At 35.2% G+C, this 20,663-nt stretch carries 20 protein-coding genes; 6 read left to right on the top strand and 14 right to left on the bottom strand.

The features are described 5' to 3' along the window. Nucleotides 1–77: 77 nt before the first annotated feature. The 3 genes from asnB (at nucleotide 78) to NTHER_RS15145 (ending at nucleotide 5,618) form a co-directional block, all read left to right on the top strand. Nucleotides 78–1,931 carry an asparagine synthase (glutamine-hydrolyzing) gene (gene asnB, locus NTHER_RS04915; protein WP_012447422.1) on the top strand — a complete coding sequence of 618 codons (1,854 nt, stop codon included), beginning with the start codon at nucleotides 78–80 and terminating at the stop codon, nucleotides 1,929–1,931. Nucleotides 1,932–2,088: 157 nt separating this feature from the next. Next, nucleotides 2,089–4,149 (top strand): thioredoxin domain-containing protein, encoded by a 2,061-nt coding sequence (locus NTHER_RS04910; protein WP_012447421.1) that lies wholly within the window; start codon nucleotides 2,089–2,091, stop codon nucleotides 4,147–4,149. Between the two features lie 197 nt (nucleotides 4,150–4,346). Then, complete coding sequence (locus NTHER_RS15145; RefSeq protein ID WP_012447420.1) at nucleotides 4,347–5,618, top strand: stalk domain-containing protein; 1,272 nt, start codon at nucleotides 4,347–4,349, stop codon at nucleotides 5,616–5,618. Nucleotides 5,619–5,793: 175 nt separating this feature from the next. Here NTHER_RS15145 and NTHER_RS04900 read toward each other — a convergent pair whose 3' ends face one another. From NTHER_RS04900 to NTHER_RS15880, 3 genes are all read right to left on the bottom strand, one after another. Then, nucleotides 5,794–6,396 carry a DUF4352 domain-containing protein gene (locus NTHER_RS04900; RefSeq protein WP_012447419.1) on the bottom strand — a complete coding sequence of 201 codons (603 nt, stop codon included), beginning with the start codon at nucleotides 6,394–6,396 and terminating at the stop codon, nucleotides 5,794–5,796. Between the two features lie 103 nt (nucleotides 6,397–6,499). Further along, entirely contained in the window at nucleotides 6,500–7,171 is a 672-nt protein-coding gene (locus NTHER_RS04895) for a cyclase family protein (RefSeq protein ID WP_012447418.1), read from the bottom strand. A gap of 464 nt (nucleotides 7,172–7,635) precedes the next feature. Further along, nucleotides 7,636–7,809, bottom strand: a complete 174-nt coding sequence (locus tag NTHER_RS15880; protein ID WP_012447417.1) for a hypothetical protein — start codon at nucleotides 7,807–7,809, stop codon at nucleotides 7,636–7,638. Between the two features lie 169 nt (nucleotides 7,810–7,978). On the opposite strand from NTHER_RS15880, the gene NTHER_RS04890 reads away from it, so the two are divergent. Together NTHER_RS04890 and NTHER_RS04885 are read left to right on the top strand one after the other, a co-directional pair. Next, entirely contained in the window at nucleotides 7,979–8,464 is a 486-nt protein-coding gene (locus NTHER_RS04890) for a DUF456 domain-containing protein (protein WP_012447416.1), read from the top strand. Between the two features lie 114 nt (nucleotides 8,465–8,578). Then, nucleotides 8,579–9,235, top strand: coding sequence for a rhomboid family intramembrane serine protease (locus NTHER_RS04885; RefSeq protein WP_012447415.1), 657 nt, complete (start codon nucleotides 8,579–8,581; stop codon nucleotides 9,233–9,235). 105 nt (nucleotides 9,236–9,340) lie between these two features. Here NTHER_RS04885 and glnA read toward each other — a convergent pair whose 3' ends face one another. The 5 genes from glnA to NTHER_RS04865 all read right to left on the bottom strand — a co-directional run bounded on the left by glnA (nucleotide 9,341) and on the right by NTHER_RS04865 (nucleotide 13,965). Then, complete coding sequence (gene glnA, locus NTHER_RS04880) at nucleotides 9,341–10,678, bottom strand: type I glutamate--ammonia ligase (RefSeq protein ID WP_012447414.1); 1,338 nt, start codon at nucleotides 10,676–10,678, stop codon at nucleotides 9,341–9,343. Between the two features lie 87 nt (nucleotides 10,679–10,765). Continuing rightward, nucleotides 10,766–11,338: a M20/M25/M40 family metallo-hydrolase gene (locus NTHER_RS15140; protein ID WP_052291951.1), complete on the bottom strand. Its 573-nt coding sequence runs from the start codon at nucleotides 11,336–11,338 to the stop codon at nucleotides 10,766–10,768. After that, nucleotides 11,331–11,894, bottom strand: coding sequence for a M20/M25/M40 family metallo-hydrolase (locus NTHER_RS15135; protein WP_052291950.1), 564 nt, complete (start codon nucleotides 11,892–11,894; stop codon nucleotides 11,331–11,333). The genes NTHER_RS15140 and NTHER_RS15135 overlap by 8 nt, the downstream gene beginning before the upstream one ends. A gap of 195 nt (nucleotides 11,895–12,089) precedes the next feature. Beyond that, the gene (locus tag NTHER_RS15130; protein WP_012447413.1) at nucleotides 12,090–13,085 is read right to left on the bottom strand and encodes a polysaccharide deacetylase family protein; all 996 of its coding nucleotides are present in this window, start codon (nucleotides 13,083–13,085) and stop codon (nucleotides 12,090–12,092) included. Nucleotides 13,086–13,209: 124 nt separating this feature from the next. Beyond that, the gene (locus tag NTHER_RS04865; protein ID WP_012447412.1) at nucleotides 13,210–13,965 is read right to left on the bottom strand and encodes an exodeoxyribonuclease III; all 756 of its coding nucleotides are present in this window, start codon (nucleotides 13,963–13,965) and stop codon (nucleotides 13,210–13,212) included. Nucleotides 13,966–14,192: 227 nt separating this feature from the next. Between NTHER_RS04865 and NTHER_RS04860 the strand changes: the two genes are divergently transcribed. Then, entirely contained in the window at nucleotides 14,193–14,615 is a 423-nt protein-coding gene (locus NTHER_RS04860) for a CBS domain-containing protein (RefSeq protein WP_012447411.1), read from the top strand. A 68-nt stretch (nucleotides 14,616–14,683) separates the two neighbouring features. On the opposite strand, the gene NTHER_RS04855 is transcribed toward NTHER_RS04860, so the two are convergent. The 6 genes from NTHER_RS04855 to NTHER_RS04830 all read right to left on the bottom strand — a co-directional run bounded on the left by NTHER_RS04855 (nucleotide 14,684) and on the right by NTHER_RS04830 (nucleotide 20,570). Then, complete coding sequence (locus tag NTHER_RS04855; protein ID WP_012447410.1) at nucleotides 14,684–15,256, bottom strand: hypothetical protein; 573 nt, start codon at nucleotides 15,254–15,256, stop codon at nucleotides 14,684–14,686. 132 nt (nucleotides 15,257–15,388) lie between these two features. Next, nucleotides 15,389–15,904 (bottom strand): adenine phosphoribosyltransferase, encoded by a 516-nt coding sequence (locus NTHER_RS04850; protein ID WP_012447409.1) that lies wholly within the window; start codon nucleotides 15,902–15,904, stop codon nucleotides 15,389–15,391. 5 nt (nucleotides 15,905–15,909) lie between these two features. Then, on the bottom strand, nucleotides 15,910–16,611 hold the full coding sequence (locus NTHER_RS04845; protein ID WP_012447408.1) for an HAD family hydrolase: 702 nt from the start codon (nucleotides 16,609–16,611) through the stop codon (nucleotides 15,910–15,912). A 28-nt stretch (nucleotides 16,612–16,639) separates the two neighbouring features. Next, complete coding sequence (locus tag NTHER_RS04840) at nucleotides 16,640–18,322, bottom strand: cobyric acid synthase (RefSeq protein WP_012447407.1); 1,683 nt, start codon at nucleotides 18,320–18,322, stop codon at nucleotides 16,640–16,642. Between the two features lie 181 nt (nucleotides 18,323–18,503). Continuing rightward, the gene (locus tag NTHER_RS04835; protein WP_274377067.1) at nucleotides 18,504–19,529 is read right to left on the bottom strand and encodes a pyridoxal phosphate-dependent aminotransferase; all 1,026 of its coding nucleotides are present in this window, start codon (nucleotides 19,527–19,529) and stop codon (nucleotides 18,504–18,506) included. A gap of 81 nt (nucleotides 19,530–19,610) precedes the next feature. Beyond that, a complete protein-coding gene (locus NTHER_RS04830) occupies nucleotides 19,611–20,570 on the bottom strand; it encodes a GHMP family kinase ATP-binding protein (protein WP_012447405.1) in 960 nt (319 codons plus the stop codon). Between the last annotated feature and the right edge of the window lie 93 nt (nucleotides 20,571–20,663).

Genomic DNA, 20,663 nt, shown 5'->3' with positions numbered 1-20,663 from the left:
TGCACGAAACTTAATCTCAGCTAATAGTATAATAGAAACCATGATAATGAAAATCATTTTCAAAAGGGTGGCTAATAATGTGTGGAATAACAGGTTGGGTTAATTTTAAAAAAAATTTGGAGGAAGAGGAAAAACAAATTAAACAAATGACGAACACTTTGGAACACCGTGGTCCTGATGATAAACAAATTTGGCTTGATAGACACGTAGCATTTGGTCATACTCGATTGGCTGTAATCGATCCTGCTTTTGGTAAACAGCCTATGAGTAAAGAATGTAGAAGGTCTCAATTCACTATTGTTTATAATGGAGAATTATATAATACAGAACAACTGCGATTAGAACTTAAGTCTCTAGGACATCACTTCACCACTAATTCTGATACTGAAGTTCTACTTACTTCATTTATTGAATGGAAAGAGAAATGCTTGGAAAAGTTAAACGGAATTTTTGCCTTTGCTATTTGGGACAAAAATAAAGAAAGATTGTTTATGGCAAGAGACAGATTAGGTGTTAAACCTTTATTTTACGCTATCAAACAGGAAGGTTTAATATTCGGTTCTGAACTTAAAGCATTACTATCTAATAGATATATTGACAGTCATATTGATTTGGAAGGTCTGAAAGAAATTTTTGCCCTTTCTCCATCTAGGACTCCAGGTCATGGTGTTTTTTCCGACATTTCAGAGCTTCGGCCAGCTCATGCAATGGTTTTTGATAAAGACAACTTCAAGATTTGGAGATACTGGCAAGTTAAAAGTTCAGTGCACAAAGATAGTAAAAAAGTAACTGCTTTAAAAGTACACGATCTATTGAAGGATGCGGTTCAAAGACAGTTGGTATCGGATGTTCCAATTTGTACTTTTTTATCAGGAGGAATAGATTCTTCCGCTTTAACAGCTTTTGCTTCTAAAAAATTGACACGAAAAGAGGGTTATAATCCACTAAACACCTATTCAATCTCATATGAAGAAAATGAGCGTTATTTCTCATCGAATAATTTTCAGCCCACTGGTGATAAACAGTGGATTGATGTAGTTTCCAACCAATTTGGCACAACTCATCATCAAAATGTCATTTCAATAGAGACTCTGGTAAACTATTTAAAAGAAGCGGTTTATGTTAGAGATCTACCCGGTATGGCAGATATTGATTCTTCACTATTATGGTTTTGTAAACAAATAAAAAAGAATGCAACAGTAGCTCAATCAGGTGAATGTGCTGACGAAATTTTTGGTGGATACCCCTGGTTTTATCGTGAAGAACTAATGAATCGTCCTTATTTCCCATGGATGGATTCAATAAATTTGCGGGAAAGATTATTAAGAGAACCTTGGAAAAGCAAATTACAATTGGAAGATTATGTTCGTTTTAGATATCAAGAATCTATACAAGAGACTCCTTATTTAGAAGGAGAAAAGAGTGTAAACAAACAAAGACGTGAAATTTCCTATTTGAATATGATCTGGTTTATGACTACTCTTTTGGATAGAAAAGACCGGATGAGTATGGGGGCTAGTTTAGAGGTTCGTGTACCTTTTGCTGATCATAATTTAGTCGAATATGTTTGGAATATCCCAGCCTACATGAAATGGCATAATCAACAAGAAAAGTGGATTTTAAGAAAAGCTCTTGAAGATGTGTTGCCAGACGCTATATTAAATCGAAAAAAGAATCCTTACCCCAAAACCTATCACCCAAAATACAGTCAAGCAGTTGCTACATGGGTGCAAACTGAAATTTTAGATGATCCGAATGCCCCATTGCTTGAATTTATCCAAAAAGATACCCTTGAAGATCTTGTTAAAAGCAAAGGAACCTCTATTAAAACTCCTTTTTTTGGGCAATTAATGTCTGGTCCACAATTACTAGCACACTTAGGGCAAGTTAATACTTGGTTAAAAAAATACGATGTCAAGATTAAATATTAACTTATATAATTTAAGTTTAATTATTTGACTTTAAGTTATTGCAGCTCCGAGAAATTTTACCCGGAGCTGCTTTTATTAGAGCAATATTAGAATAATAATTCCTTTACGTATTCAAATACTAGAAATAAATAACTAGTTTAGATAGGAGCGTGATAAGATGCCAAAGGAAAATATGCATGGCACGGTAAATAGATTGGCAAATGAAAAATCACCATATCTGTTACAACATGCACATAACCCTGTAGATTGGTTTCCCTGGAGTGAAGAAGCTTTTGAAAAAGCCAAAAAAGAGGATAAGCCTATTTTCTTGAGTATTGGCTACTCGACCTGCCACTGGTGTCATGTCATGGAACAGGAATCTTTTGAAGATCATGAAATAGCTGGAATTCTAAATAAAAACTTTATTTCCATTAAGGTAGATCGGGAAGAACGCCCGGATATTGATGCAATTTACATGTCAGCCTGTCAAGCTTTAACTGGCCGAGGAGGTTGGCCCCTAACAGTTTTTCTGAATCACGATAAAAATCCCTTTTACGCTGGTACCTACTTCCCAAAAGAAAACCGATTAGGAATGCCCGGATTAAAAGATATACTTGAAAAGGTATCTAGCAAATGGCAAAATGACCGTTATGAACTAATTAATATTGGAAATGAAATTACTCAAGCAGTAGAACACCACTTCTTTACTCATGCTCCCGGTAATGTAACTGAAGAAAGTCTTCACATTGCATTTTCACAGCTTGAAGAAAACTTTGATGAAGAATACGGTGGCTTTGGAAGTGCTCCAAAATTCCCCAGTCCTCATAATTTATACTTTTTACTCAGATATTATCACTTGACTGGTAACGAATCTGCTTTACATATGGTTAAAAAAACATTAACATCAATGTACCGCGGTGGTATTTATGACCATATTGGATATGGGTTCTGCAGGTACTCCACTGATAAAAAATGGTTAGTACCTCATTTTGAAAAAATGTTATATGATAATGCCTTGTTAGCAATTGCCTATCTAGAAGTTTATGAAATCACTAGAAATAACTTTTTTAAAGAAATAGCTCAAGAAATATTCACATATGTATCCCGGGAACTGACATCACCTGAAGGTGGTTTTTATTCAGCTGAAGATGCTGATAGTGAAGGCGAAGAAGGGAAGTTTTACGTCTTTACTCCACAAGAAGTTATTGAAGTCCTGGGTGAAGTTCGAGGACAGGAATTTTGCAAGCAATACAATATCACTGCAAACGGCAATTTTGAACACGGAAACAGTATTCCGAATTTAATTGGGAAAAATCCAGAAAAAGACGAATTCCAAAAAGACTTAAAAAAATTATTTGAATACCGAGAACAGAGGGAACATCCCTTTAAAGATGATAAAATATTAACATCATGGAACGGTCTCATGATTGCGGCCTTAGCCAAGGGAAGTAGGGTTTTAAATGATGAGAGATATCTGAACATGGCTCAATCATCCTACAGATTTATTGAAAAAAATTTAATCACCAATAATCAAAGGTTATTAACACGTTACAGAGACGGAGAAGCTTCAATCCCAGGATTTTTGGATGATTACGCTTATCTTGTTTGGGGGCTAATTGAATTATATAATGCTTCCTTTGAACCCTACTATTTGGAAAAAGCACTAATTTTTAATGATGAAATGATCAAATTATTCTGGGATCAAGACCAAGGGGGCCTTTATCTGTACGGACACGACAGTGAAACTTTAGTATCTAGACCAAAAGAGATAGATGATAGCGCTCTTCCCTCAGGGAATTCTGTGGCAACGAGGAATCTATTAGAACTATTTCATTTAACAGGAAAAACTTCCCTGGAAGAACTAGCTGAAAGGCAAATCAATTCCTTTGGCGGAAGTGTAAATAAATCACCCATATATTATACTCATTTTTTAACTGCTGTATATTTGGTTTTGACAACAACGGAAGAAATCACCGTAGTTTCAGATCCTGAACCTGATGAAGCAACATCTGTGCTAGTAGAAGCTTTAATTAAGGGGTTTCATCCTAATAGATTTTTACTAGTAAAAACTGAAGATAGAAAAGGAAGGCAATTAGAAGAACTCGCCCCTATAGTCAACAACAGGAACCAAAAAGACAACAAACCAACAATTTATGTTTGTAAAGATTTCACATGTCTAACTCCTGTTCATAGTTTAGAAGAAATTTCACAACAACTTAAAATTGAATCTAAATTTTAATTTGAGTCTCAAAATTGCCTAATGAGAGTCAATCACAATGTTTTCAATAGAAAAAAATGTATTTGTTTCAATCTTGAGGTAATGTCCCCAGCAATTACATAACTATGGGTTATTAAGTTCTCGCATCTAATGATGTAAAATCAGAGTAAGAAATATAGAAAACAATTGAACAAAAAATTTGAAAGGAGTGTTTCTATTTGAATTACAAAAAAGTCTTCTTGTCTGCTGCAGTAGCATGCCTGATTGCTATTCCTAGCACTACTTCAGGAGCAGAGACAGCCAAAATTGAGGTAGATGGTGAACAAATCCCAACAGAGGTACCACCTAAGATAGAAGATAGTAGAACAATGGTCCCTATCAGAGTTATTAGTGAAAATTTAGGTGCTTATGTGGACTGGGATGGTGACACTAAAAGTGTACTAATAGCCCGTGAAGGTGGCACAATCTCTAACCCTCTAAACCAGTCTAGAGATGAAATTAGTCTAATAGTAAATGGTGAAATCATCTCAACGGACGTTTCTCCAAATATCGTAAATTCAAGAACTCTAGTACCAATAAGGGCTGCTAGTGAAGCTTTAGGCTCATACATACAGTGGGATGGCGACACAAATACCGTCCGAGTTTTTACAGACTTTAACCAGGAAGAAGACAAAACAGAAGATGATACAGAAGATGATAAAAAAGAAGATGATACTCAAGAAGACTTAGAAAGCCCAGAACAAGATAAGGGAGAAGATAGTGGACAAGATAGAGACACAGATACTGAAGACGAAAACGATAGAAATGATTATGATGAAAAAGACCGTGAGAACGAAAAAGACAATAAAGAGGACAATGAGAAAGACGATCCAGAACAAGATGTCCCTGAAGACGATGAACAAATAGCTGATAATTGGACCCTTGAAGATTACAATAATTATAACACCTCAAACTTTAGGGAAAATGAACTTTTCCACCAAAGTGTAGACTTCGATAATTTGGATTATCCCAGACTAAATGCAGCTATTTTCTACGTTACCAATGAAATCCGTGCCGAACATAATTTGAGTGAATTAAAACATACCGTCGAACTAGAGATTGCTGCCTGGAACCATTCAAAAAGCATGGCGGAACAGGAGTTTTTTAGCCATAACAACAGTTATAACAGTGACCGATATAGTCCTTCCGACCGGGGAGAGCTGGCAGGAATACTTAATCCCAGTATAGCCGAAAACATTGCCATGAGTAGTTTTTATGACGAAACTTACCTGTCAATGGCGGAAAATATTTTAGACATGTGGATGGATTCCGAAGGACATCGTGACAATATTCTATCTGAAAATGCCATTCAATTGGGCACTGGTGCTTACGATAGAGGAGGACAAGCTGGTCAATACGGAGGTGCAACTTTATATTTCACCCAAAAATTCCAGTGGTACCAAGAAGTTGAATCAACCGATAGCACAGACCCTAGCCCCCATCAGTATTAATCTTTGTCTAGCTAACTTAACTATAACTAGCTAAAATGAATAAATATAATAACCTCCTTTTCCTGTTATAGGTTAAGGAGGTTATTTTTATAGATAATGAAACATTATAATCAAAACGACTAAAATGAGCTATAATACTCAGCATTTTATTAACTTATTAATCATAAAAATTATATTATTGAATTTCATCAGCTTCTATTTCGACAACTGCCTCTTCAAAGCCTAAGACATCTGGAGTAAAGTGAAGATAGTACTGGGATAAATCATCAGGTACTTCCACAGCTACTTCGCCCTCCATTGCTTCACCGGGAGCAAAAGGTCCTACCACATCTTTAGTTTCAGGAACATTAGAATAATCGTAAATTTGTCCATCATCATCACTAGCTTCAAAAACTTGGGCTATACCTAAAGTTGCCTGTTCATCTGCATTATTAACTATTTCAATTTCGGCAATTAAGTAATCGTATCCCTCCGGTAACTGAAGCATTTCTTTTTCTTCTTCACCCAAGTCTTCTAAATAAGAACCATCATCCCATCTGACACTGTGAACTGTAAATTCCACATCACCTTTTTCTATTGTCTCTCCTAACTGATACTTTTCTTCAAATTCCTGGTCCTTCTCTTCTTCTTCGTCTTCGTTTTTTTCTTCGGATTTTTCTTCCTTGTCCTTAACTTCTTCTTCCTGAGCTGTTTCATCTGTTTCGACCTGGTCTTCACATCCAATTACTGGTAATACTAGTAGCAGTGACAATAAAATACCTAGAATTTTTAAAGACAATACAACTCCCTCCTTTATTTTTTCCTGTCCCGAAATATATCATGTAAAAAAATGAGAGACAATACCATAAAAAGTAAACTTTTTATCAATTTTTTTAAAAAAATTATTTAACAGGTTTTAATGCGACTCTGGCAGGAGCTCCATCTGCTGATTTAAGTTTTAAAGGAAAGCAAATAATCTCAATTTGTCCTTCAGGAATTTGTTTTAATTCTGTCAAACCTTCGATAATATACATTCCTGATCCTAGCAATTTCTGATGAATGGCTGAAGCCTTTTGAGGGCTCAATTCTCTGGGATCTTCTACACTGGCAGTATCTACACCTATTGCTTTCACATTTCGTTCACATAAAAAATCTGCAGCTGCTTGTGTAATAAAAGGAGCTTGGCTAAAATACTTTTTTGACGGAAAGTGATCAGACCAATCAGTTCTAAAAATCACAATATCTCCTGCACCTATTTGATAACCTGTTTCTTTAATATCTTGTATATCTATACCATCTAAGCTGTTTTTATAAGAAAAGTCCAGTAAATAACCAGTTCCTAAAAAATCTTCTATAGAGAACTTATCTAAAGTGGCTCCATTTCTCAAAAAATGTGCTGGTACATCTATATGGGTCCCTGTATGAGTTGAGGTCGATAACTTAGTGACAGATCGATTATGAGTTTCATGAGTTGCAGTAGCTTCCATCTGATAATCTAAAATCCAGGGGGTCGGGAACCCTTTTAATCCATGATAAGCTGTCATGGTGACATCAATAAATCCCTTAACATTCACTTTTAACACCTTCCTTTTTAAAGAGTAAATTAAGCTATTAAAAGACTATTAATGATTAAGTTCAACAAAAACAAACTTTACCCCTTCCCGGAACAGACCGGGAGTTCTAATTCCATGACTCGGAATCACCAACTTTAATATTTTATTTTTTAAAAAGGCTCTTTTATACTCCGTTGTTGATAGTTGAACTTTTCGATTGAACGAATTTTGTGTAAGGTTGATATTATATCTTAACGATCCAACAGTAGAATTAAAGTCAAATAACAGGATGTTATTTGCTGATTATGCTCTAAGATGAGCAGCTGATCAGGAATCTTTAATTCTACTGTTGGGGAGTTTTAGATGTACCAACCCAAAACATTTGATGTGAAATTGAAGAGCTCAACTATCAACATTCAACTTTAACACAACTTTTAAAAAAAACAGGCCCAAAACAGGGCCTGATTCAATTTTTAACAACTACCTTATGATTCAATAACATACATATAAAACTTTTTTTCATGTTCATTTCTTATATGTTCACTTTTTTCTCTTGCCTTATGCTTTAAGTGACTGTGAGTCACTGCACTTTGTTGATTTTTCTTAACATCAATATCTACATCTGCTTCAATAAAAGGTACATGGAAAGATAATTTCATAGTTTACACCTCCTCCTATTGTTGTGTTAACTCCACACTTTTTAATCCTATGCAATACCTATACAAAAGTTGACTCTTAAATTTTTTTAACAAATTTCATCCCCATGCCAATTTTGGAATTATATAATATAATAATATTAGTGTAAATACCAAAAGGAGGACCTTCTAATTGGATTCATTTATAGCAATAATTATAGCCATAGTTTTCTTCATTACCGGAATCATCGGTAGTATACTGCCAGTGCTCCCCGGAGTTATTTTGATTTATTTGGGAATGTTGAGTTACGGAATTTTAACAGGTTTCAGTAACTTATCGACAACATTTTTCCTTATTCAAGGAGCTGCCACAGGGTTGGTCCTGTTAATCGACTACTTAGCGGCAGCCTTAGGAGCTAAAAAATTTGGAGCTTCCAATCAAGCCCTTCTGGGCACAATAATAGGATTGTTTTTAGGTACGGTAACATTAGGACTTCCAGGTTTAATTTTAGGGCCTTTCTTAGGAGCTTTCTTAGCTGAATTAATAAAAGGCACCGAGATAGACAGTGCCTTTAAAACCAGCTTAGGAACTTTTGTTGGATTTGCCGGTGGTATAGCTGTTAAGCTCTTTATTGAAGTAATAATGATCCTGTGGTTTTTTATAACAATTTGGTCTTAAATCGGTATTATCACTAAGTCTAATGACAAAATTTGGTTTAGTTAATAATAACAGTTATAATAGTTTTATATATATGATATATCTCTTAAACAAAAACGAGGTGTATGTTTTATTATGATACCATTAAAAGACAATATTAGGTCAAGAAAGTTACCTGTAATGACGGTAGGATTAATCATTCTTAATATTTGGATATTTTTTCAGCAAACTCAACTACCACCTGATCAGCTCCAGCTCCTAATAGCAGAGTTTGGATTCATTCCAAAAAGAATAGTACTAGCTTATAACCAAGGCGAACTTTCTTTACTACCTCTAGCCACACCTGTAACTTCTGCCTTTTTTCACGGAAATTTAATACATTTAGCCGGCAATATGTTATATCTTTGGGTTTTTGGTGATAATGTAGAAGATAAACTGGGTAGTTTTAGATTTTTGTTATTTTACCTAGTAGCTGCAATCTTTGGTAGCCTGGGCCATCTATTGAGTGATCCTTTATCAGTTCAACCTGCCATAGGTGCTAGTGGTGCCGTTGCCGGAGTACTAGGAGCTTATTTTATTTTTTTCCCTTACGCTAAAGTTTTTACACTAGTCCCCATCGGTATTTTTATTACGTTTATTCATCTTCCGGCTGTTATTTTTCTGGGCATTTGGATATTAATCCAAGGTGCCAATGCCGCATTGCCTGCCCCTGGAGAAGCTGTCTCTGTAGCCTGGTGGGCACATATAAGTGGTTTCATAATGGGTGTAATTTATTCATTATTCAAAAAATAATTTACCCAGCTCATAATTAATACTGGGACATGCGAAATTAAGATAGGGGTTGTCGCTTGGACAACCCCTAAGGTAGATGAAAAAATCTGGCTAGCTTATTTATTTTTAATACTTGGATAGATAATTATCAATTTCCCAATCATGCACTTGTTTGTTATATGAAACCCATTCGTCAAATTTAGCCTTTAAATATAAATTGTAAACATGTTCACCAAGAGCTTCTCTTACTAAAGAATCTTTTTTCATTTCATTAATGGCTTCGTACATATCTCTGGGTAATAAATCTACATTTAGCTTTTGTTGTTCTTCAAGGGAAAGTTCAAATATATTCTCTTCTATATCTGGTGGTGGAGTAATCTTATTTTTAATCCCTTCTAAACCTGCCTTCAGCATAACAGCAAAAATTAGATATGGATTAGCAGTTGGATCTGGATTTCTAAGTTCAATTCTGGTACTACATCCCCTAGAAGCAGGCACTCTTACAAGTGTACTGCGATTTTTAGTTGACCAAGCAATGTTAGTAGGTGCTTCATATCCTGGTAATAAGCGTTTATAACTGTTAACGATTGGGTTGGCAACTAAAGTCATACCTTTAGCATGTTTTAACAATCCACCAATATAGTAATAAGCAATATCGCTTAATTGCCCATTTTCTTGATCATTACAGTCATAAAAAGCATTTTCTCCATTTTTAAATAAAGATTGGTTACAGTGCATTGCATTGCCATTGTCGTTAGAAAATGGCTTGGGCAAGAAAGTTGCATACAATCCGTGATTTTTTGCAATATTTTTGACAATATCTTTAAAAGTCATCCAATTATCAGCTGTAGTTACTGCTTCATCATACTTGAAATCTATTTCATGTTGGCCTTTCGCTACTTCGTGGTGAGAGGCTTCAATCCTAAAGCCCATTTTTTTCATCGTCAATATAATACTTCTTCTGGCATCTTCCCCCATATCATAGGGAGCTAGATCAAAGTATCCTGCTGTATCATGTACATCAAATACCGGGCGTCCTTTTTCATCAGTGTGAAATAGAAAAAATTCTCCTTCAGGTCCTACATTAAATTCATATCCCATCTCTTCTGCTTCTTGTACGGCTTTTTTTAAGATATTTCTTGGACATCCTTCAAATGGTGTACCATCAGTGTTGTAAACATCACAAATCATGCTAGCAACACCTTTTTCCGATGGTCTCCAGGGCATAACATTAAAAGTTGAAGTATCCGGGATTAATACCTGATCAGATTCTTCAATCCTAGCAAAACCATCAATTGAAGACCCATCAAACATCAGTTCACCATCCATAGCCGCATCTAACTCGTCAACAGTGACAGACATACTTTTCATAATACCAAAAACATCAGTAAACTGTAGACGAATAAATTCGATGTCCAAATCAGAAATTTTTTCTTTCAATTCTTCTCTTGTAAGGTCACTCATGAATTAAATATCGCCTCCTACAAAATTTGTAAATCTAATGTAAAATTTTATCATAAGCTAAAATAATGTCAAGTTAAGGTAAAAATATTATAAGGTTTCAAACAATCTAGTTAATAAAGCTGTTCTTTCTGGCAAATAATTTATATAAATTAACTCATTTTTGGAATGTTCTCCTTGTCCTACAGAACCAAGTCCATCTAAAGTTGGTATTTCTAAAGCTGCTGTGAAGTTCCCGTCACTGCCTCCACCTGATGATTCTTCAGCCAGCTCAATTCCTAATTCATCTGCTAAATGTTTAGCATGGTGAAATAGTTTTTTTATGGCGAAAGTACGTTCCATTGGTGGTCTATTTAATCCCCCTTGAATTTCCAATTCAGTTTCAGACATTATAGGTTGCAATTTTTGTATTGAATTAATAATATTATCCACTTCAGAGGCTTTTGTTATTCGTACGTCAACTTCAGCATAAGCTTCACCTGCAATTACATTGGACTGGGTCCCACCATTTACAACACCTACATTAACCGTATTACCTTTTTGATAGTTTGTCATACCATGTAGCTTCAATATTTGTTGAGCTAATTCTTCAATGGCACTCACTCCTTCTTTGGGTTGTGAGCCAGCATGAGAGCTTTTTCCTTTTACTAACAGGTCAAACATACCGATACCTTAGAGCTCCATGAGGTGACACAGGTGGTTCTAATACCAGAACTACATCGGCATTTTGTGCCTTCTTTTCTATGATGGATTGAGATGACAAGCTTCCTGCTTCTTCATCACTTGTAAATAAAAAATTGATACTTTTTTCTTGAGCTGACAAACCACGATCCAGGGCTTTTTTTGCAGCGAAATAACCCTGGGCTATACCTCCTTTCATATCACATACCCCTGGCCCGTAAGCTTTATCACCTTCTATTTTGAAGGGTCTTTCTTCAATTTCTCCGGCCTCCCAAACCGTATCTATATGACCCAAGACTAGAATATTGGTATCTCCTTTGCCCCAACTGGCTAATATATGATTTGCATAATCCTTGTTCTCTATTATTTCTATGTCAAACCCCAGCTGTTGAAAGTGTTGACCCAAATAATTCCCCAGTTTGTTTGTTATTTCTTTATTGTTACTGGGGGACTCATGCTCAACCAAAGTTCTTAAAAAGCTTAAAATTTCTTGAGTATCAAATTCACTGATTAAACTGCCCATTTTATCACCTACCATACTACTGATTACTACTGTTCTAGTTTTTACTACTGTTCTAGTTTTTGTGTCTCTTACATCATAGGTTTTCCTAATTAAATTAAAATAAACAAAGACCTGCTTATTTCAAGCAGGTCTATATCATTAACTCAGATGATTTCTAAATATCTATTTTTTAATATCTATTGATTTACCTGATTTGTTAAAAGGAAACTGTCATCTACTAAACTGTACCATGTTTTCACTTTTAGATAGAATATCAAAAGCAAATCCCATTTCTTGTAGCTTCGAAATCACTTGAGGTAAAGCTTCTACTGTGGTTTCTCGAGCAGCACTATCATGAAACAATATAACTGCCTCTTCTTGATTTTTTGCTCCTGAAATAACATTTTCAGTGATTTTTTCTTTACTCAATGGAGGAGTGCTAGCATCACCTGAAGTCACATTCCAATCAACATAAGCATAATTCTCTTCTTCTAACTTCTCAATGATATCTTCAATTATGTCGTAGCCTGCCACATCCAGGGCACTTGCACTTTTAGAACCACCAGGAAAACGCATTATTTCCGGTTTAACTCCTATAACTCTATCCAAAAGTTCTTCTAATTCGTAAAAATCTTCCATAAAATCTTCCGGTGAACTATATATTTTATCGTAGTTGTGAGTATAAGTATGATTACCTATAGCATGTCCTTCGTTAACCATCCGCTGATACATCTTATGACCAAAAGAGGTATCATTCCCATTTACAAAAAAGGTAGCTGGTATATCATGCTCTTTGAGGATATCCAAGATCTGTTCCGTATTATGACTAGGCCCATCATCAAATGTAAGATAAGCAATTTTATCCCCTGAAGGTGAATAATTTTCACGATTATTATCAGTACCTTTTTTTAAATGATCTTTTTCTGTTTGAAGCCTGTCTATCTCCAATTGTAACCGTTTATGTTCCTCTTCTAGCTTGTCTATTTCTTCCTCATAGTGATCAACAATTTTATCACTATCTTCCATGGTCTCAATAAGTTCCGCTAGTTCTTGGGACAATGCTTGGTTTTCTTCTTGTAGTTTTTCGTATCTTTGGGCCAATTCTTCCTGGGCTAGAGTATCTTCAGAATAATCATCAAAAATAGTTGGTATGAATACTGTAATTCCGATGACCGTAGCTACAAGAAACATTACTACTCCAAAACTGTACCAGATTTTTTTGTTCATATATGTCCCCCTCCAAATTCAAAACTTTTCTCTTTGCTTTTATAATAGACGAAGGGGGATACAAAAAGTATTTTAATTTTACGTGGTAAATACAGCCATTTTAAAGCTTACTGTTATTTTAAATTTAAGACGCCAATTTTAATGCCACAGGGCAATGGTCACTTCCCATTATATCTGCATGGATTTCTGCATCAGTTAACCAGTTATCTAACTTCTGAGAGGCTAAAAAGTAATCAATTCTCCAGCCAGCATTTCTTTCTCTTGCTTTTGTAATGTACGACCACCAGGTATATGCACCTTCTGTATCGGGATAGAAGTATCTAAATGTATCAATAAAGCCCGCATTTAAAAGTTCAGTCAACTTATTCCGTTCTTCTTCTGTGAACCCAGCATTTCTTTTATTATTTTTGGGATTTTTCAAATCAATTTCTTTATGTGCTACATTTAGATCACCACATACAATCACAGGTTTTTCAGAATCTAAATTGACTAAGTAATTCTTAAAAGCATCTTCCCACTGTAATCTATAATCCAACCTGGCTAGTTCTCTTTGAGAGTTAGGAGTATACACATTCACCAAATAGTAATCACAAAATTCTAAAGTAATAACTCTTCCTTCTTTATCATGCTTAGCTTCACCTATTCCATACTGGACAGTTAATGGTTGGATTTTTGTGAAAATAGCTGTTCCTGAATACCCTTTTTTCTCAGCATAATTCCAGTACTGAAAATACCCAGGTAACTCTAAGTCTATCTGACCTTCTTGTAACTTTGTTTCCTGAACACAAAAAATGTCTCCGGAAACCTCATTAAAGTACTCTAAAAATCCTTTCTTGAGACATGCTCTTAAACCATTTACGTTCCATGAAATCAATTTCATTTACCAGTTCACCCCTGTCTCCACTTTTAATTTAATTATAACATTCAATAAAAGTAAAAATATTGGAATATAATATTCAAAAATCAAGTTAGAACTATCTGTTTGGAAACAATTATAATAGAAAAGACCACAGAAGGAATCAGAAAGAACAAATTATTTTCACATTTGTCGCAACTGTAGTATAATAATATGGGTTCACTCATTACTAAAAAGCAGGTGATGCTTATATGGTTAAATTGGAACAACCTCTAGTTGCTTTTTTCCTGGTTCCAAAAAGTGAAGTTATTTATGAAAATGAAAACTCAACTATGCGCCAGGCTCTTGAACGAATGGAATACCACCGCTATACTGCAATACCTATTTTAGATGATAGTGGTCATTACGTATCAACAATTACTGAAGGAGATTTACTATGGAAAATAAAAAATGACCAGTTAAGCTTTCAAGATACTAACAATATCAAATTAAGAGAAGTTCCAAAAAATATGATGAATAAAACCGTATCAATAAACGCTTCAATAGAAGAGCTTGTCTTGTTAGCTGCCAGACAGAATTTCGTTCCAGTAATTGATGATCAACAGTACTTTATCGGAATAGTTAAAAGAGGAGATATCATAAACTACTGTTACAATAAATTATTTAAAGTATAACACTAGTAATAGGGCTGTATCTTTCCATGTTTTAACTTACACATGGAAAGATACAGCCCTTTTTTAATTTAATCACTCTTGTAACTAAAGGTGATTTTTGAATTAAGTAATCTATTATATTCTTTCAATTTTTCAATTAACTCTGGTCTATTGAATGAAAATAAAGAAATTGCTTGCCATAAAAAAACCCAACCACCTATGATTACACCTTCAAGCAAAGTAGTGCTTAACATATTAAATTCCAAGTCTGGCTTTAAAGCAAAAGATAGTAATAACAAGGTTACAGATATTAAAAAGTATTTAAATATACTTATATTTAATTTTCTCAAATCTTCCTGAAGGGATAATAATTGATACTTAAAGTTAGCCCTAAGTGCTTTTATTAGTACTTGCTCATTGTAACTATCTTTGTTTTCCGATACCATAAAATTTAGTTCAATGTTTTTATTATATGGGATATCTTTTGAACATCTTTCTAAAAAATAAACAAGTCCAGGATGTAAATCCCTAACATCTAAGAATGCACTATCCCATTCATTAAAAGCGTCAGTATATCTATCTAGAAACACTTCTAAAATAAAATCACCATTCTCATTTTGACTATATATTTCTTTTAAATATTCCATGTTTTTATGTTTCATTAATATCATCATCCTTTTAGTAAAAAGCTGTATTTAATAAAACAAGCTAATAAAAAAGCAGCAGTATTTTAATCTGCTACTTTTTTATTGGCTTTGTAATACATCACCTTTGATTTGCTTGCCTAATAAGCTCTAAAATTGCTCTAACACTTTTATTGGATAATCGCCTATCTTTTCACGGCCCTTAAGAAAAGATAACTCTAACATAAAAGCAAAACCCACCACTTGTCCTTCCAGCTGTTCTACAATTTTTGCTGTGGCTTGAGCAGTTCCACCTGTGGCCAATAAATCGTCAACTATTAAAACTCTTTCATTCTTTTCTATAGCATCTTCATGAATTTCTAAAACATCTGTGGAATATTCGGTATTATACTCTTGAGACGCTGTCTTAGATGGCAGTTTTCCGCCTTTTCGGGCAGGAACAAACCCAGCACCTAGTTCTTTGGCTATAGCTGGCCCCAGTATAAAGCCCCTAGACTCTATGCCTACAATTTTGTCTGGTACTTCCTTTTCGTAATGACTGGATAAGTTAATTATAATTTCCGCTAATAATTCGGGATCTTTCAAAGCTGTGGTAATATCTTTAAACACAACTCCTTTTTTAGGAAAATCCGGAATATCTCTAATATAGTCTCTCAGTTTCAACACAAACTTCACCTCCAAAAAGCTTTAAGTCTTTTCAGTAATTCTCCAAAGTTATCTCCCTTGTACAAAAAATAAGTCATTCCGGCATTTTGAGCTCCCAAGGCATCAGTTTTATAATTGTCCCCTACCACTAAAACCTGGTTAGTTTGACAATTTAGTATCTCACTCATAAGTAGAAATGGATATTTATCTGGTTTAAAATACCCAGTATCCACTGTCCAAATCGTATTTTCTTCATTAAAGAAATCTTCTAATCCTAAATGCTTTAATTTTAACTTTCCCATTTCCCGTGGGCTATTTGACAACAATCCCATGGGAATCCCATGCTTGAATAATTTTCTTAGAAGTGGTAACACCCAGGGTTCTGGAGATAAGTTCTCAAAAAAAGTTTTCCACCACAGTTTTCCCAGTTCATATGCATTGGATTTTGAGTTAGGATTATTATTTATATACCAGGCCTTGTTAATGATATCGGCCATGGCATTGATTGTGGTCTCCTGGCCATAGTTTTTCTGAGTTGATTTATATAATTGTTCCCAGAACCTCAATTCCCAAACATATTCACCATGAGATTGTTCAAAAAAGTGGTAACACTCCTGTTTCTTTACATAGTCATTATACCATCCATATTCCCAGGTTACATGTAAAGATATTTTGGCCGGTAAGTAGAAATTGTATAAAGTACCATCCAAATCCCAGATAATACCCATTTAAAGTCACCTTTTCATCAATTTGTAGTTAATTTTTACATTGCAAATTGCAATTTAACATTTTAGATATATATCCCATATCCAGAGCAGATTCTACATGGTCTGCCAATATATTAAATTTCTCCATATCACTCAAATACCCTTCATTTTTCTGCAAAAAATCCTGGGAAGATCCACATTCATTCCATAAAACAACCCAGGAAAGAAACCAATTAGTGAATGAATTATTATTAAAAATACCATGTAAAAAAGTTCCCATTACACGCCCGTTTTGAGAAAATGTGCCTTTCGGTTGATTATTCTCGTCGATAAGCCAGCTATATCCGGGTTCAACCGGTTCAGTTTCCCCCATGTGGATTTCGTATCCTATTAGTCGAGTTCCCTTTAAATCACTGAATAAACGATCAAATGTATAGCTGTTTTTAGAACTAGAAGATTCACTTTGATTCACCGTAAGAGCTGTTCTATAAGTGTGCTTTCCCGGGGAAAAATTAGTCACCACAGGTAACAGCCCTAATCCTAAAAGTTCTCCAGCCTTTCCTTCTATACCTTGTTCATCATTTAGTGACAATCCTAACATTTGATAACCACCACAAATTCCAAAAATAGGGAGATTTTCTAGTTGTTTTTGTTCTGATAAGGAAACATATAAGGTGGAATTCACAAATTCCTGTAAATCCGCCAATGTAGCTTTAGTACCTGGAATGATCAAGCAATCTAGTTTAGGTGCTTTCGATTCTAATGGAAGGTATCGCAATTCTACTGCAGGATGTTCTTTTAATGGTTCAAAATCAGTAAAATTAGAAATCCGTGGCAGTTTTACTACGCCAATTTTTATAAGGGGGCGGCTGTTTTTTCCTTGAGTCCTGTTAGTCTGAGTATTTTTATTTTCTTCCAGTGCTACAGAATCTTCTTCATCGACTAATTTTTCCTTAATATATGGCAAAGTTCCTAGTACAGGTTTATTTGTCTTTTCTTCCAAAAATTTTAACCCGGGTTGCAGTAGAGATAGATCTCCACGAAATTTATTAACCAGTATCCCTTTTACTAAATCTCTTTCATCTTCTGGTAAAAGCTCTAAGGTGCCAACAACTGACGCCAGCATTCCTCCTCGTTCAATATCACTTACTAGAAGAACCCTGGCTGAGGCTTCCTTGGCTACACTCATATTAGCCATATCTCCATCTCTCAAGTTAATTTCACTGGGGCTACCAGCACCTTCAATTATTACCATATCCGAATCCCGTCTCAGTTCATACAAGGCTGTTTTGATTTGGGGCCACAAAAAAGCTATCCAATCCTCTCTATATTCCCTGGCCTTTACTTCACCCCGGGGTTTTCCGTGCAATACAACTTGAGAGGTTCCATCACTAGATGGCTTCAACAATACCGGGTTCATATTGGTATTTGCTTGTCTCTGAGCAGCTTCCGCTTGTATACCTTGAGCCCGACCTATTTCATAACCCTGTGGGGTTACGTAAGAATTATTTGCCATATTTTGAGCCTTAAATGGTGCAATCCGATATCCTAGGCGAGAAAAAATTCTGCAAAAAGCAGTAACCAAGACACTTTTACCTACATGGGATGAGGTCCCCTGAAGCATTAAACATGGTGCCAGGTCACTATCTGCCGCGTCCACGTTTCTATCTGTCACGTTTCTGTCTCTCAGATTTCTTGCTGCCGAGTTATTATCTATAAAATTTTTAGTCAAAATAGCTCACTCCTTCTCTCGTAGAAATTTACTTTAAACTAGGCTATGTTAAAGTTGAATGTTGATAGTTGAACTCTTCAATTTCACATCCAATGTTTCGGGTTGTTACAACTAACTCTACACAAAATTCGTTCAATCGAAGAGTTAATCTATCAACAACGGAGTATAAAAGAGCCTAAAACTAAGGTGTAAAACTGCTAAGTTCCTCAAGAAAGCGGTCATTTTCTTCAGGTAATCTAATGGCTATCCTAAAATATGATTCATCAAGTCCTTGGAAATTCTCACAAAGCCGAATGAATATTCCCTTACAGGCAAGATGATGCCAGAGGTTCTTGACAGTACCTGGAAAATTATTGTTTTTAATTAGTAAAAAATTAGCTGAAGACTTAAAGGTGCTAAATCCTAGAAACTCCAGCTCTGCTCGTAATCTTTCCCGTTCGCTATGAATTAACTTTCTAGTTTTGTTTTCATAGTTTTGTAAACTAAAGCACTCTTTAAAGGCTGTCTGTGCCAGTGAATTAACCGCCCATTGATTTCTTAACTTTTCCAATTGCCATATCTTCTCTTGACTCGTAATTCCATAACCTAATCTAAGTCCCGGAAGGGCAAACATCTTAGTTAGAGAAAATAATAAAAATGTTTGATCAAAGTTTATCTCCTCTAAACTGGCTTTTGGCCAAGAAGACTTGACAAAGGGAAGAAAAGAATAATCTAAAATAAGCTCTCCATCCCATTGCTCCATGGATTGGACAATATTTTTCAAAGTATAATTATTGATAAGTTCACCGGTAGGATTGTTGGGAGACGACAAAAATAGCAGCTGTGGTCGCATCTCCATCATTTTTGTTTTCATATAGCTTAAATCATTATTTAATGACAAAGTAGTAAAGCTATTAACTTTCCCTCTCAAAGCCTGGACTCCCCGCTTGTACTCACTAAAATTAGGCTCGGGAATTAAAGCAGTTAAATGTTCATTAATATTATCACTTTTCACTAGCCTATGAAGGATAATTAAGTCAATCAATTCACTGGCTCCATTTCCTACAATCACCTGTTCAGGCAAAACTCCGTGATGTTCAGCTATAATTTGTTTAAGACTGATTCCATAAGGCTCTGGATAATGCTGCAATGCATCCAACTGTGAACTTAGCTGATTAATAATTTCCTTAGGGGGCCCCAGTGGGTTAATATTAGCACTAAAGTCAATAATCTCTTTGGGATTTAAATTAAATTCTCGTTGCCAACGCCATACTTGTCCACCATGAGAGTTAATGATTAATCACCTCCATTAATCTATCCCGCCATTAACCAAATTATAAAACCCTAAAAATTCGGCCGTATCCTCAATTTGATATTTGAGATACCATTCTCGAAAGTATTTTTTATATAAATCGCCCTCTGGGTAGATAAGGCCCAGAGCAGTGCCACTGTGCGCTCTAATAACTCCCAGGGCTCCAGCCTTTGGATATAGCTCCAATATTTTTTCTACTTCTTCTCGGTGCAAAACCTCTTGATGACTACGAGCACCTAAAGTACTGCCTTTTGCCATAAGTTTTAAATCTTTGATGCGTATTCCATGGAGCAAATAGCGGTAAGCCGCTTCTACCTGTGGTTCTTTTATTTTATTTAATTCCCTAAGATTTTTTTGTTGATTAAACTTCTCCGTATCAACTGAACCATAAAAATTTAAAATAGCCACTTGACCCTTGGGTACAGTTCCTAAATAGGTGGCCCCTTTCCCTGTTCTGTGATTCATAGCAGTCAGCTGACGAAAACAATTAGTATCACTAGGTTCTATTTTAGTTGCTTGCCTGGCCAAGGAACTTGATAAGATATATTGATCATGAAAAGAAGCTCCTATCAAGTTATATAAGTTGTATAATGTTCCGTAGATATCTGCACTGCTGGTTCCAAAACCTTGTGCTGAAGGAAGGTCAGATTTAATAGTTAGATTCATCCCATATTTATCTGCAATTTTAATTTTACTAGGTATATTTAAGTCATTGTTAGGTTCAGAAACAAATCTTTGCAGGGCTTGTATTGCTTTCCCAGGTATTTGGGGAAACCCATGGGGGCCATATCTTACACCACTAATTGGTTTTACTTCGGTTCTTTCATCAACTGCAAATAATTCTAAAGTAACTATGCTAAATGCATTGATTGGACATGACACCAAAAAATCTTGACCATCAATTGTGCCTTGAACCCATTCTCCACAGGTCAAAGGAACTTTTACCTGACTTTTCATGGCAATCCCACCTATTCTGCAACTTATATATTCTGAATTATATTACATCCAACTTATATTTCCCACAATTTATATTCCGGAAGTTATATCAAC

Source organism: Natranaerobius thermophilus JW/NM-WN-LF (assembly GCF_000020005.1).
GTDB lineage: Bacteria > Bacillota > Natranaerobiia > Natranaerobiales > Natranaerobiaceae > Natranaerobius > Natranaerobius thermophilus.
Note: the sequence above shows the minus strand (reverse complement) of the source record. Positions and strands in the feature narration are given on the sequence as shown.